This is a genomic window from Aliivibrio sp. S10_S31, assembly GCF_014694495.1.
Classification (GTDB): domain Bacteria; phylum Pseudomonadota; class Gammaproteobacteria; order Enterobacterales; family Vibrionaceae; genus Aliivibrio; species Aliivibrio fischeri.
Genome location: NZ_JAAUWR010000022.1, coordinates 12,076 through 26,347, shown reverse-complemented (window position 1 = coordinate 26,347; position 14,272 = coordinate 12,076). Strand labels below are relative to the sequence as shown.

Here is a 14,272-nt window from a genome sequence, read left to right as displayed (position 1 = left end):
CTTATATGTGTTGAGTTAATAGGTTAGTAGAAGTGATTAATATAGAAATGTTAGAAGAAATGTTCGATGGCGATAAAGAAATAACTCAACAAGTTTTTGAATTATATCTTGTCGATAATGCGGAAATGGGGAGCATAATACTCGAACAATATAAAGTAAATGACTTATCAGGATTATTCCATACCGTACATTCGCTTTCTGGTGCTTTAGGGAGTTTATGTGAGATGGATATTTTATCGGCGATACAAGAGGTTGAAGCTGCAGCGAAAACAGAAAGTAGACCAAATAAAGATACAATAAATACAATTGTCGAAGGATTAAATAATATAAAAGAGCAAATGGAGAGTCATTTGACCAATTTGGGTTGACCACTACACTTCAGTGAAAAAATTATTTATACGAGCAACTTAGAAGCCACGTAGTACTACGTGGCTTTTTTTATGTTAATTGTTTTAGTTTTTTGTCTACAACAAATAACGGGATGTTCAAAGCCGAAGGTGGGTTAGATACGTGCGATGGTAATTCATTATCAATATCAATATGAGCATGTAACTGTTTTAATATCGTATCACGACGTAGATTTAGCTCTAATGAAAGCGGCATTTCGTTAATTAAATCTATTGTTTTGTTTAAGTTATTAGGAAGATCTTGGCTTAATTTAATAATTTTTTCTAAAAAGTTAATACACAATTCAGAAGAATAGGGATGGCGTTGCAATTCGTTCAAGAGTTGTTCAAATGTTGGTTGTTCAACTTCAGGGCCTGAAAGTTTTTCTATTGTAACGGATAATTGGGTTATAGATTGAATTAACTCTGCATCATTCTTTAATACGTTAAGACAATCTCGGCAATAATTATCTAAATTTGTTTTTGTTTTTAATACTGCATTGACCTTAGCTATAAGCCAAAGTTCACCCAAAAAAGACAGTAAGTACACTAGTTCGATCAATACAATCGTATTGAGTTGGTGCAGATTATCATAAAAAGAAGAGGTTGCTTTTAAGATCAGTCTTTTTGCTTTTGATATATGCCCTTCTTCAATTAAACGCTTACTGATTGAATAATTGTATAAAATATTTAACTGCACTTTCTGTTTGTCTGTTAAACGATATTCGCAACGACGAACGAAATTTTTTTGTTCCAAAATCAGTTGTTTTTTGTCTACTTCTGATGTCGTTTGTTGGATGTAGCTATCAAAGTAACTTAAACATTCAGAGAGGTACGAACACCAGCTAGGAGAGGCAATTGGTAAATGATTTGCTAGTAGATGACTTGCTTTCAGAAATTCACACTTGTCATTACATATTAAAGACAGCTTTAGCACTAATAATGAACGATGTGGATCTCTTGCTGTTAGGGTCAGTGCATCTAATGCTGTGTTTAATGACTCCTCATAATGTTGAGCATTCATTTGTAATAAACTTAAAAAATCAAAAGCTTGAACGAATAGTGGGTATTTTTCACACAGTTGCACTGTTGTCTGTATTAGATTATCAGAAGTAGCGGATTTAATGTCATTTTGAACTTTTAGACGAGCAAGAACGTAATTTTTCCTGCTATTAAATGAGGGAGTTTGAGTCAGTTTTAATAATAGTTCCTTATCGTGCTTAAATAAAAAATCGATAAGAAACATGTCAAGTTCAACAATGTTTTTATGAGATGCGATTGATATCGTTTTAGATATCAATTCTTCATATTTATGCTGTTCTAAAAGTGTGTAGAGTTTTTTAAATAACTTGTACTCTGAAAAAGCATTTTGTACTTTATTTTTGAGTGTCGCTTTACTTATTGGCTTACATAAATAATCCCCTCGACCTTTTGAGAGAGTGCCAAGGACTGTTTGTGTTGTGTTGTCGCCTGATACAGTTATGACTCTTGCGTAAGGAGATATAAACCCTTTTTCTTTTAGTAAATCATGTAATTCAGAGCCATTAATGGCTTGTTCAAGATGGAAGTCGATGAAAAGTAATGCGTATCTTTTTTTTGCACAGCACTTTATAGCGTCTTGGTATGAATACGCTTTATCTATCTGTGTAAAACCAAGCTGTTTAATCAACTGAAATAAATACATGGACGATATTTGACAATCATCGACAATGAGAATATCAAAGTTTGACTGCTTAAAATTATTTGATGTTGGATTAAAAACCGAAGTCATGCATCGTCCTTATTTTATCGTCATGATTTTTTCTAATAAAATTTCTTTTTTAAATGGTTTTGCAATAAAGTCATCCATTCCTGATTCATAGCATTTTGATATATCTTGATCCAGAATGCTGGCAGTTAACGCTATGATTGGTATTTTTTTGCGCTTTTGATTTTTTTCTACTTTTCGGATCTCTTTAGTTGCTGTAAATCCATCTTTTACTGGCATCATACAATCCATCAAAATGATATTGTATGCTTCACTATCGGTGAACTTTTCTACCGCTTCTTGTCCATTGTTCGCAATATCAAAAGTGTATCCTGAATTACCAAGAAATAATGATGCAACTTTTTGGTTTACCAAATTATCTTCAACAATGAGTATATGTTCCTTGTTTACACTAATTTGTTCATTTTGTGCTTTTAAGTGTAATGGTGGTGAATGCATTACATCATTAATAGATATTTGATTTTCTTGATGAATACTTAATGAATTCTCCAAGGTTTTGATAAAACGATGTCCTAAAATAGGGAACGTGACTAATCCATCAATGATGGAATCAAGGGTAGTAATACGACTTTTATGTTTTTGAACGAGGATTAAAGGCGTGTTCAAATTTTTGTTATGAATGCTGATTAGTTTTTCTCGGCAATTATCTTCTAAACAGCTGGTTACACAATATAAGATAATGGCTTTGCTACTATCAAAAATAGTGATTTTATCTGTTTCTTTTTTAACTATGATATTGTTGATACGGTAACGATGTAGTTCTTCCGTTAATGGGCGTGATAAACCAGAATTGTCATCAACTAATATTATTGTTAATTTCTCCAGTTTTTCTGGGATTGGGAGTTTCTTATTAACAATATTGGTTTTTATACGGAAGGAAAAACGGCTTCCTTTTTCTTGCTCTGATTCAATATCAAGAACCCCTCCCATTAATTCAATTAATTGGTTGGTTATTGTTAATCCTAACCCTGTGCCTCCAAAGCGACGAGTAATGGAACTATCGCCTTGTATAAATGGGTTAAGTATATTTTCTTTTGCACTAGTATTTATACCTATGCCTGAATCTTTGACTGCAATAGTTAAATACCCTTCGTTATCAACACGGTGTGAAAAACTTACAGATATAGATATGAAGCCTCTATGTGTAAACTTCATTGCATTCGATGTTAAGTTCATCAACACCTGTTTAATCCTATGCTCATCAAGAGTTAAGAAGTTTGGAACGTCAGGTGATATGTGAATATGTAGGTCTAGATTTTTTTCTGTTGCCTTAGCAATGTCGATTGAAAGCGTATCAAAGATCACTTCACGTACATTACTTGGCTGAGAATAAATGGCAAAATTTCCAGCTTCGATCTTTGATAAATCAAGAATATCGTTAATCAAAACAAGCAAGGTTTGTGATGAGGTTTCTATTGTATTGAGATAATCAAGTTGAATAGGGGTTAGTTTAGTCTCTGCGAGAACGCCAGACATACCAATAATACCATTGAGTGGCGTTCTTATCTCGTGTGACATATTGGCTAAAAAAGTTGTTTTCGCTTTATTGGCATTTTCAGCCTCTTCTTTTTCGTTGATTAGTTTTTTCTCATTTTGGTGTCGTTTGGCAATGAGAATGTTCATTTCGTTAGAAAAAACAGTGAGTTCATCTTTTCCATTTTCGGATAGTTGTATACTGTAATCATGGTTTTTCTCAATATTATTCATTGATAAAGACACCATTTTTAAGTATGAACGAATTCGTGATGATAACGATAAACCAATACCTATTATGAGTATAAATAAGGAAATGAGTAAGATGCTGTAGCCTGCAATAGCAAGCTGGTAGCTTTTTATTTTATTTGTAACTTGTTGTTCTAACTCAGAGAATACTGTATTCCTATTTACTTCGATTTGGGAAAGGTAATTATTGGTATTAGCTTGAGATGATTGTTTTGCATCAAACGCTGCTTTTAATGTTTTAAAATCTGAGTTTAACTCTTCTATTTGAATTAAATCAGTAATATATAGGTATTGTTGGTAATAAAAACGGTCTATTTGTTTTTCAAATTGTTGAGATGGAAAACGAGAATATAGTTGAGTGTACCAATTTTCATTTAGAGCCCAATAGTGTATTAGTTCTAGTTGATTTAGCAAAGTTAGCTTTTGGCTGATGGACTCAAATCTAGAGGTGGAAATAGTATTTATTAAAAGTCTATACACATTATTGAGGCTATTGATCTGTGATTCATTTTTATGAACTATTGTATCTAATGTATTGTTTTCTCGTTCTACTGTACTATCTAATTTGCTTATTTCTTTATGTAACTTAGCTGATTCGATATTTATAGTCTTTAATAGCATGCGATTTATCAAAATGTCAGAGTCCAAACTTTCTGATGATGTGCTTGCTTCTGAAAGAAAGCTCATTCGTACCATGTGCATGGTGTTTATGTATGAAAATAACAATTGACTTAATTTAAGGTTAGCGCTGATGTTGTGTAGGTTATTATTACTTTTAACATGATCATATGTTTCCTTACTAAAAAAGAGAGAGATAAGAATTAAAGGGACAAAAGTAATGACCAAAACTCTTGATTTGATAGAAAAATGATCTAGTAGTGACATAAACAATCCTTGTTCATAAAGGCATAAGTGCCAACCTATAAGTAAAGCATAGGATGAAAAAGTAAGAACAAGTAATTATCTTTTGTTTTTAAACATTAATTAATAGTTTATTTGATATTGGACTAAGATTGAATATATCAGAATTCATATTGATAAATATGTTATTTAAATGTTGTTATCTACAGTATATTTTTATTGTTTATATTGTAAGTAGTTACGTGTCAATATATTGTCACCTTATATTTGAGACTATAGTTGAATTACTTGTGACCTTGCCTACAAATCTTTATTTTTTTTTATGAAAATTAATTTACGGTATTGCTGCTTGTTAGTGTTTGTACCATAGTTTATTTACAACTGAAAAAACAGTTGATAACAATAAATATAAAACAGCTAGGTACAAGGATATGTTATGGCTTATGCAAAGTTAGATATGAGAGCCTGTGAAGAGCAGGGTTTAAAAGATTCATATTCTTTATATTTAAAGGAAATAAATCGCTATCAGTTACTTACTGCAGAAGAGGAGTTGGTTTATAGCCGACTGTATAAAAAAGGGGATCTGTCAGCAAGGAATACATTAATTGAGTCAAATCTGAGGCTTGTTGTTAAAGTTGCGAATAAGTATCGAAAAAGAAATCAAACGGATTTGGCAATTTTAGATATTATTGAAGAAGGGAATTTGGGTTTAATCAAAGCCATTGATAAATTTAACCCGGAATTAGGATATCGTTTTTCAACTTATGCTGTTTGGTGGATCAGAGAATCCATTGAAAGTGCATTATTTAATCATTCTAGAACCGTTCGTCTCCCTGTCCATATAACGAAAGAACTAAATACTTATCTTAGAGCTGCTCGTGAATTATCTAAATCATTAAAACGTGAACCATCAATTAGAGACATCTCTACTTATTGTGAAGAGGAACAAATTAAAGTAAGTAAGATTATAAGCTTGATACCTAACCAACTGACTTGTCACTCAGCATGTAGTGATGAATTATCCCCTAATTTTTTTGAACTTTCATCAAATAATAAAGCATTAGAACCTGATAACTCTTTATCTCAAGATAACTTAGAAATGAATTTGTCATCTTGGATTGATTCTTTAAATTATAGAGAGAAGGAGATCATCATCAATCGATATGGTTTGTTTGGATGTAAGGTTAAGACATTAGAAGATTTAGGTAAAGATTTGGATTTATCAAAAGAAAGAGTTCGACAAATACAATCTGAAACACTCATTAAATTGAATACTATTTTTAAGAAAAACAAATTGGATTTAGAAATAGCACTAGGTTGATTTTGTTTCATATTTAATGTCATGGATTTTGAGGTTGTATTTATATGGATGATGGCGTTATTTTAAAATTATTGTTGTTTGCTAATGTTGTTTCTTTGGTTTTGTTATCTAAAGGAATCTATGATCTTGTTAAGAATAATGAGCTTTCGAAGAGAATATTAGTTTATATACTTTTGTTTATATACTTTGTTGGGTTTGTATATATTGAAAATATTCTTTTAGAAAAAGGGCTAAGAGACTATGTAGATATCTCAATGTTAATTAGTGTTACTTTTTTTACTCAATTAGCATTCATTTTTATATTGATAACAAACAAGATAGTGAAAACGGTATCTATTAATGATGAAACAGAAGTTATAACCAATAAAGTAGAAATTTATAAAACTCTTATTGAAGAAAAAATAAATAATGGTGAATTGTTTAACTTAACAAAGATTAAAATACAAAATTACAGAACATTAATTGAATATTCTTCAGATAAAACATTTAATAGCATTTTATCTTATGCTTCCCTATTGGTTAAGAAACATCGTAATGATAGAAATGTTTCTATCTTTTACGATAACAATGAAATTATAATTATTGGAAATTTAACGAATAAGGACAAAATCTACAGTATTGCTTTAGAGGTATATGAGCGACTTATTCAACCTATTAAAATGAAAGGCAAAAATTTCATACTGCAACCTATTATAGGTAATGTAATCTACTCCAATGATATTGATAACGCAGATGAAATACTTAAACGAGCAGATATCGCTTGTTATAAAGCAAAAAAATTGGGTTTAGTTATTGATTTTTATTCAGAAAATTATGCGCAATCTATTAATGATGAAGTCGATATTTTGAGCAAACTAGTTCATGCTATTCCGAATAAAGAGTTTGAGCTTTATTATCAACCTATTGTGAATAGTATAGATAAAACTCTACATGGTTATGAAGCATTGATTCGTTGGCCACAAAAAGATGGCAGTATGATCCCTCCAGATAAATTCATTTCAATTGCTGAAAAAAACAATTATATCAAAGGCATTACTCAGTGGGTTGTGAGTCAAGTAGCTTCAGATATTATTCGATTAAAAAATGATAATTTAAACTTTCAGGTTCATATCAATATCTCTACATTGGATCTATATGATGATGATTTGTATAACCAGTTATTTGATATGGTAGCAAATAAGCATCTTGAACCATCGAGTATGATTTTAGAAGTTACGGAAAGTGCCTTAATGTCTGATGTAGATGCGGCCTATTTGATGTTATCTAAATTATCAGAGTTGGGTTTTTACATCAGTATTGATGATTTTGGTACAGGGTACTCTTCTTTATCTCTGTTAAGAATATTGGCATTTAATCAAATTAAAATTGACCAATCATTTATTAGGAATATGGCTGTTGGTAATAGTGATTATGCAATAGTGGCATCGACGATTTATCTTGCACATAGTTTAGGCTGTAATGTGGTCGCTGAAGGGGTAGAAGATGAACATTTATTTGCTGAATTGCAAGAATTAGGTTGTGATTATGTCCAAGGTTATTACATTAGTAAGCCTCAGGATATTGACAGTATTATAAATTGGTCATTAAAGTTAATTGAAAGAGAAAAAATGTCAGCTATCGCTTAGTATGACTGCTCAGTACAAGTCATGTACGACTCTTCTCCCATATCGTTAATTGGTATGGGAGAATTGATGCTAATCATTTAAATAATCTATCATTTGCTGCCTTATTTTCGCTAGTTCAGCTATTACTGAATCTATAGAGTGCTGAGACGGCGTTTCATGATTTTTGCAACTTGCTTCAATTGTTTTAACTAAAGGTAAAATATCTTCTTCACATAAATTACTTAATGCCCCAAAAAGGGTATGAAAAGTACGAAATAATTCAGGTAATTTATTATTTTTATATTGGTCTTCTATTGTATGTGAAAGTGCTGAATGTTCTTCTAGATAGAGTTCGAACAATTGGCGGAGGATCTCTTTATCCCCATCAAACATTTCTTCTAATATGCTAATATTAATCACTATTACTCACCTATTGATTTTATATATTTTAACTATAGAAGATAAATAATAAAAAACATATCATTTATAAACAATAGGTTAAGATTTCTTTTTATGAATCACATTCTTTCTATGAAAATTATGGTATCAATAAAGCAGAGGTTCTTACTATGGAAGTTGGTGATGTATGTTAACTGACCAAAAAATTTTAATTGCAGAAGATGAACCTGTGAGCCGTCTTGTACTGCAGCGGTTATTAAAGGCATTCACATGTATTTCAGTTACAAATGGACAGGAAGCTCTTGATGTTATTCACCAAGAGCGTATCGATTTGGTGTTATTGGATATCCATATGCCTATCATGGACGGTTTTGAGGTAATTGAAAGACTTAAGAATAATGAAGAAACAAAAGATATCCCAATCATTGTTATTACTGTGAATCAATCTACGGAAGATGAAATTCGTGCCTTAGATCTTGGTGCTGTTGATTTTGTAACTAAACCATTTCACGCTGTTATTTTACAAAAACGTATTCGTAACCAACTTGCGCTTAAACTCAAATCAGATTTATTAGAGAAACATGCATCCTTAGATGGGTTAACGAATTTACTTAATCGTCGTATGTTCGATTTTGATTTAGAAAATCGATGGGCTGAAAGCCAACGCTTAAAGGGTAATCTGGGATTAATTATATTTGATATTGATCATTTTAAACTTTTTAATGATAACTATGGGCATTCAGCTGGGGATGAGGTGCTTATTAGAGTCGCGAAAGCTTTAATGAGAACCTTACAAAGGAAAACGGACAGAGTTTACCGGTACGGTGGTGAAGAGTTTACTTTAATTCAATTTGATACCGATCTTGAACAGTTAAGACAGACTGCGGAGTTATTACGTCAATGTATTTATGATTTAAACATTACGCATGAATTTTCATCGTATGGTAGAGTAAGTATCAGTGTTGGCGCTGCTTTGATTAATGCGGAATCTATTAAATCGGAACAATTTTTATTAGAAACCGCCGATCAGCAGTTATATAAAGCAAAAAAACAGGGGCGTAACTGTGTATCGTTAATAAGTAATTGATAAATGGATATAATTCATTCAATTTTGCGTAAATTACATCAGTTTGGCTTTTTTTTAATCAAACAAACATTTTTTTTCAAAAAACACTTGCGCCCGATCTCATTTTCTCTATAATGCGCGACATCACTTGATGAGGCAGTTGCTTCAGATGGTCCCGCGGAGGGATGGCTGAGTGGTCGAAAGCACCGGTCTTGAAAACCGGCAAGGGTTAATAGCCCTTCTAGGGTTCAAATCCCTATCCCTCCGCCACTATTACACTGTCGAGCTTATAGCTTGATAGTAAAAAGATAAAGTGTGCCGACTTAGCTCAGTAGGTAGAGCAACTGACTTGTAATCAGTAGGTCACCAGTTCGACTCCGGTAGTCGGCACCATCTTTTCTCTCTATGAGATACAATCTGTTCCCTTTTAGTTCAGTCGGTAGAACGGCGGACTGTTAATCCGTATGTCGCTGGTTCAAGTCCAGCAAAGGGAGCCACATTTGAAAACGCCGCTTGATAGTTATATCAAGCGGCGTTTTTGCATTTAAGCCATTTATTACATTGGTATAAAGAACAAATAAAAAAGCCTCTTACTGCTCGCATATGTAAGAGGCTTTTTTGTATCTAATCAATAGTACTAAAGTGACTAATTTTTACTGGCTTCAGTTAATTTGTTTGTTTCTAGTTTTTCTTTTAACCATAAGCCCGATGTTTTCATCGCGTAAGCAAATATAACACCTAAAATTAATGATGGAATGACAAGCTGCCAATTCCCATTGGAAGCAAAAGTAGCGCAAGAACCAATAAAGGTACCAGGAATAAAGCTTAGCCATGATTTTTTAGCTTGAGCACACATAAAGAAAGCAACAATGGCAGTAATGATATAACCAAGGATCTCTAAGCTCATCATGGATGATAATTTTATGATCACCATAGCCCAAAAAACACCGCTTAAATTTGTCGCAATACTTAATCCTATACCTTTAATGCCATCAATAGGGGAGGCGAAGTAGGTAGTACATCCTAAAAATCCGGCCCAACTTAATAAACCTAAGCTTATGGCTACCCAGCCCCAAACTCCTGAAAGAATACCTGTGGTAATTGCGATTGCAATCAATGTGCTCATAACTTTGCCTGTGTTGTCTGTTTGCTAATTAGTAATAATAGTGATTTCTTGAAATTATTTTAGTGATGTAAATCTCTTAAAATGGTTATGCTTACATCTGTTTTCTTTTAAATTGAGATAGCAATCGATTACTGCGGGTTTTAAATTAATTTATGAATATATTGAGTTATTTTGGAATAAAGTTTCATATAGTTGTAAAACTTTATTTCAAAGTGAATTAAGTCTATTAACACCAATTATATGCAGCGTTTGTCGTAAAAATTTGTATTGATAATTACTAACTTAATAGTAAATGTGCTTTGCTTCACATAATGATAGTTATATTTTTAATATTTAAATGGAATTGCATTCCGTTATAAGTTGACGTGAATCGCATTAAAATAATTTATACCGCAAAATATAAAAATAAGTGTGATTTAGAGCAAAATTGCGGATTTACTTAATTTGTAAAGTCAAAAAAGTTTCGTATTGTAATTCCAGATTAGAAATTAAATTACTCATAATGGAATTGTATATCATGTTTAAGAAAACGCTTTTATCAACCCTAATACTAGCTGGCCTTGCAGGCTGTTCATCAACATCATCTGAGCAGTCTGCTGTTAATCAACTAGCTGAAAACCTAGATATTAACTACACAGTTATTACAAACCAAGGTGCTGATGACGGTCTTGCATGTAAAGAGCTTCAAGCTGAATGGGCATCATGTAACAAAGTAAACATGACGCTAACTAACACTGGTGAAGCTATTGATTCAAAAGATTGGACTATTTATTTCCACAGCATCCGTTTAATTTTAGATGTTGAAAATGACCAATTTAAAATTACTCGCGTAACGGGTGATTTACACAAACTTGAACCAACAGATAAGTTTGATGGTTTTGCTGCTGGCGAAGAAGTAGTTCTTCCACTGGTAGCTGAATACTGGCAGTTATTCGAAACTGACTTTATGCCAGGTGCATTTGTAACAGCTCCAGGTGCAGAAGCTCGTAATATCATCTCTTTAGATACAGAAGATACTGGCGAATACGTAGATGAAATCATCGGTGTTCAATTAAAACGTACTCTTGCTGATAATAACGTTGTTGCAACGGCAAACACTCGTTTTGAGAAAAACGCAGATGTAGTTGAAGAAAACGTGGCTTCTCACATTATTCCAACACCATTAAAAACAACACTAACGAACAAAACGGTAGATTTAGCTAAAGGCATCTCTATTACTGCAAACGGTATTGATGCTGACCAACTTGCTGCGTTAAATCAACGTGCAGAACTGCTTGGTCTTGAAACATCGGGTGAATATCCAGTGTCAGTTTCTGTTGATAAGAAACAATTTAAAGATGGCGTATCTGGTGCATACAAATTAGATGTGACTGAAGGCAAAGCAACGGTTGTCGCGTTTGACCAAGCAGGTGCATTCTACGGCGTACAATCTTTACTTGCTCTAGTAAGTTTAGATAACTCAGAAATCCCAACGTTAAACGTAGAAGATGCTCCACGCTTTGAATACCGTGGTGTAATGGTTGATGTCGCTCGTAACTTCCACTCAAAAGAAGCGATTCTTGCGACGGTTGACCAAATGGCGGCATACAAGCTAAACAAACTACACCTTCACTTAACTGATGATGAAGGTTGGCGTTTAGAGATCCCTGGTCTTCCTGAGCTAACGGATATTGGTGGTAATCGTTGTTTTGATGAGACAGAAACTTCTTGTCTACTACCTCAATTAGGTTCTGGTGCTGATTCAGATAACTTTGGTTCTGGTTACTTCACAACAGAAGATTACCTAGAAATCTTAACTTACGCTAAGAACCGTAACATTGAAGTGATTCCAGAAATCGATATGCCAGCTCACTCACGTGCAGCAGTTATGTCAATGGAAGCACGTTATGCTCGTCTTGCTGCTGAAGGTAAGATGGAAGAAGCGAACCAATACCGTCTGATGGATCCAAAAGATGAATCAAACGTAACTACGGTTCAGTTCTACAACAAACAAAGCTTCATTAACCCATGTTTAGATTCATCTGCAACGTTCGTAGATAAAGTAATCACAGAGGTTGCAGCAATGCACAAAGCGGCGGGTGTTCCTCTATCAACATGGCACTTCGGTGGTGATGAAGCGAAAAACATCAAACTTCACGCTGGCTTCCAAGACATTAACGATGAAGAGAAAATTGCATGGAAAGGGGATTTAGATCTATCTAAACAAGATTTCCCATTTGCTAAATCGCCACAATGTCAGTCTCTGATTGCAACCGGTGAAGTTGCTGATTTCGAACATTTACCAAGTCACTTCGCAGAGCAAGTATCTAAGATCGTTGCTAAGCAAGGCATTCCACACTTCCAAGCATGGCAAGATGGTTTAAAACACTCTGAAGATGCAAATGCATTCGCAACTGAATCAGTACGTGCAAACTTCTGGGATACATTGTACTGGGGCGGCGGTGCTTCAGCTTACGAATGGGCTGAAAAAGGTTACGATGTAGTTATCTCTAACCCAGATTACGTTTACATGGATTTCCCATACGAAGTCGATGCAAAAGAGCGTGGTTACTACTGGGCAACTCGTGCAACAGATACTCGTAAGATGTTTGGTTTTGCACCAGAAAACCTACCTCAAAATGCGGAAACATCTGTAGATCGTGACGGTAATGGCTTTGAAAGTGCGGGTACAGTATCACCTAAGAAACCTTTCTATGGTCTATCTGCTCAACTTTGGTCTGAAACCGTACGTACTGATGAGCAATATGAATACATGGTGTTCCCACGTGTTATCGCCGCGGCTGAGCGTGCATGGCATGAAGCATCTTGGGAAAATGAATACAAAGCGGGTGTTAAGTACTCTCTACAAACAAACCTAGTAGATAAGAAAGCACAATTAGCTGATTGGACTAAGTTTGCAAACACAATGGGTCAACGTGAGTTAGCTAAACTTGAAAGAGCGGGTATTGATTACCGTCTACCTATCCCAGGTGCAGAAGTTGTGAACGGTGAGCTAAGCATGAACATTTCATTCCCAGGTGTAACGCTACAATACTCTGTAGATGGCGGTAAAACGTGGGCTGAATACGATAATGCAAATAAACCAAAAGTAACGGGTGACGTTCAAATTCGTTCAGCATCATTTACTGGCGAGCGTGTTAGCCGAGTAACTAGCGTTAAATAATTTACGTTAGACACATTAAATTCAGTCATTAAATAATCAAACGGCACTTCTTTTTTAAGAGGTGCCGTTTTTTATTAGTTTAAATAAACAAAGATATTATGTGTTTACTTAAATCGATAATTACCATGTGTATTTGATACCAACACGGTAACGAGTTTGACGGTTATCGCTGTAGCTGTCTTGGCGTACATTACCCACTTCAACAAATGGGCGCCATTTCGTACCATCAGGGTTTACGAAACTATACATGATGCGGAAATTGTGGAGATAGTCGTAGCTTTCATTATCAAATTGAGGTTTTGCATCATCATCGGTTTCATTCCAAATTTGAAACTCGTATTGGAAATCCCATTTCCCCGTATTGTAGCCAAGCCATGTATCTAACTCTTGGATTTTAGATGTGTATTTTTCGCCTGCTGCGTTAGTTTGTGTGTAATCCCAAATTTTCCATTTATAACGTGCTTGCGCTCTAAAACCATTATCAAAAGAGTGGTTTACACGAACATATGGAACATACACTAAACCATCAGGGTTAAAATCGAGTGATGAACCCAATAGCCCCGTCGTGTTTTCTGCTATTTTATCGTAGTAGAAAATCGAAAGCTCTGAACCATTCATACTCATTTCATCGTACATTTGGTCTTGATCTTTATTGTTGTATCTTGCATCCAATTCAAAGCCGATATTCTTCCCTGTATCTAAGAACATTTTAACTCTGTCTGCATGTTTATTATTGCCATCTTTATATTCATGGCGATATTCCACTGTTGTTTTATAGTCATTGGCTAGGGCTTGTGTTGCAAATATTGCTAAACCAGAAGCGATAATAACTTTATAAGATTGTTTCATAATATTC

At 33.9% G+C, this 14,272-nt stretch carries 10 protein-coding genes and 3 tRNA genes; 8 read left to right on the top strand and 5 right to left on the bottom strand.

The annotated features are described in order from the left end of the window. Positions 1–32: 32 nt before the first annotated feature. The gene (locus tag HC728_RS16705; RefSeq protein WP_370539794.1) at positions 33–368 is read left to right on the top strand and encodes an Hpt domain-containing protein; all 336 of its coding nucleotides are present in this window, start codon (positions 33–35) and stop codon (positions 366–368) included. A gap of 70 nt (positions 369–438) precedes the next feature. On the opposite strand, the gene HC728_RS16700 is transcribed toward HC728_RS16705, so the two are convergent. Both HC728_RS16700 and HC728_RS16695 read right to left on the bottom strand, forming a co-directional pair. Further along, positions 439–2,157: a response regulator gene (locus HC728_RS16700; protein WP_190395777.1), complete on the bottom strand. Its 1,719-nt coding sequence runs from the start codon at positions 2,155–2,157 to the stop codon at positions 439–441. 9 nt (positions 2,158–2,166) lie between these two features. Further along, entirely contained in the window at positions 2,167–4,761 is a 2,595-nt protein-coding gene (locus HC728_RS16695; protein WP_190395776.1) for an ATP-binding protein, read from the bottom strand. Between the two features lie 412 nt (positions 4,762–5,173). On the opposite strand from HC728_RS16695, the gene HC728_RS16690 reads away from it, so the two are divergent. After that, positions 5,174–6,058, top strand: coding sequence for an RNA polymerase sigma factor RpoD/SigA (locus tag HC728_RS16690; RefSeq protein ID WP_155661927.1), 885 nt, complete (start codon positions 5,174–5,176; stop codon positions 6,056–6,058). Positions 6,059–6,102: 44 nt separating this feature from the next. Further along, a complete protein-coding gene (locus HC728_RS16685; RefSeq protein ID WP_190395775.1) occupies positions 6,103–7,683 on the top strand; it encodes a bifunctional diguanylate cyclase/phosphodiesterase in 1,581 nt (526 codons plus the stop codon). Between the two features lie 69 nt (positions 7,684–7,752). Here the strand turns inward: HC728_RS16685 and HC728_RS16680 are convergent, their stop codons facing one another. Further along, positions 7,753–8,082: an Hpt domain-containing protein gene (locus HC728_RS16680; protein WP_017018999.1), complete on the bottom strand. Its 330-nt coding sequence runs from the start codon at positions 8,080–8,082 to the stop codon at positions 7,753–7,755. Positions 8,083–8,248: 166 nt separating this feature from the next. On the opposite strand from HC728_RS16680, the gene HC728_RS16675 reads away from it, so the two are divergent. The 4 genes from HC728_RS16675 (at position 8,249) to HC728_RS16660 (ending at position 9,624) form a co-directional block, all read left to right on the top strand. After that, the gene (locus HC728_RS16675; RefSeq protein ID WP_017019000.1) at positions 8,249–9,148 is read left to right on the top strand and encodes a diguanylate cyclase; all 900 of its coding nucleotides are present in this window, start codon (positions 8,249–8,251) and stop codon (positions 9,146–9,148) included. A 158-nt stretch (positions 9,149–9,306) separates the two neighbouring features. Continuing rightward, a tRNA-Ser gene (locus HC728_RS16670) sits at positions 9,307–9,397 on the top strand. Positions 9,398–9,444: 47 nt separating this feature from the next. Continuing rightward, positions 9,445–9,520, top strand: a tRNA-Thr gene (locus HC728_RS16665). A gap of 28 nt (positions 9,521–9,548) precedes the next feature. Next, positions 9,549–9,624 (top strand) — tRNA-Asn (locus tag HC728_RS16660). A 149-nt stretch (positions 9,625–9,773) separates the two neighbouring features. Here the strand turns inward: HC728_RS16660 and HC728_RS16655 are convergent. Then, on the bottom strand, positions 9,774–10,253 hold the full coding sequence (locus HC728_RS16655; protein ID WP_017019587.1) for a DUF1097 domain-containing protein: 480 nt from the start codon (positions 10,251–10,253) through the stop codon (positions 9,774–9,776). Between the two features lie 517 nt (positions 10,254–10,770). On the opposite strand from HC728_RS16655, the gene HC728_RS16650 reads away from it, so the two are divergent. After that, a complete protein-coding gene (locus tag HC728_RS16650) occupies positions 10,771–13,416 on the top strand; it encodes a beta-N-acetylhexosaminidase (RefSeq protein WP_190395774.1) in 2,646 nt (881 codons plus the stop codon). A gap of 120 nt (positions 13,417–13,536) precedes the next feature. Here the strand turns inward: HC728_RS16650 and HC728_RS16645 are convergent, their stop codons facing one another. After that, entirely contained in the window at positions 13,537–14,265 is a 729-nt protein-coding gene (locus HC728_RS16645) for an oligogalacturonate-specific porin KdgM family protein (RefSeq protein ID WP_012535259.1), read from the bottom strand. Positions 14,266–14,272 lie beyond the last annotated feature (7 nt).

Excerpts from the sequence above, each read along its gene's own strand:
- HC728_RS16645 (WP_012535259.1), bottom strand. The coding sequence starts at position 14,265 with ATGAAACAATCTTATAAAGTTATTATCGCTTCTGGTTTAGCAATATTT.
- HC728_RS16690 (WP_155661927.1), top strand. The coding sequence starts at position 5,174 with ATGGCTTATGCAAAGTTAGATATGAGAGCCTGTGAAGAGCAGGGTTTA.
- HC728_RS16675 (WP_017019000.1), top strand. The coding sequence starts at position 8,249 with ATGTTAACTGACCAAAAAATTTTAATTGCAGAAGATGAACCTGTGAGC.
- HC728_RS16655 (WP_017019587.1), bottom strand. The coding sequence starts at position 10,253 with ATGAGCACATTGATTGCAATCGCAATTACCACAGGTATTCTTTCAGGA.
- HC728_RS16695 (WP_190395776.1), bottom strand. The coding sequence starts at position 4,761 with ATGTCACTACTAGATCATTTTTCTATCAAATCAAGAGTTTTGGTCATT.
- HC728_RS16685 (WP_190395775.1), top strand. The coding sequence starts at position 6,103 with ATGGATGATGGCGTTATTTTAAAATTATTGTTGTTTGCTAATGTTGTT.
- HC728_RS16650 (WP_190395774.1), top strand. The coding sequence starts at position 10,771 with ATGTTTAAGAAAACGCTTTTATCAACCCTAATACTAGCTGGCCTTGCA.
- HC728_RS16700 (WP_190395777.1), bottom strand. The coding sequence starts at position 2,157 with ATGACTTCGGTTTTTAATCCAACATCAAATAATTTTAAGCAGTCAAAC.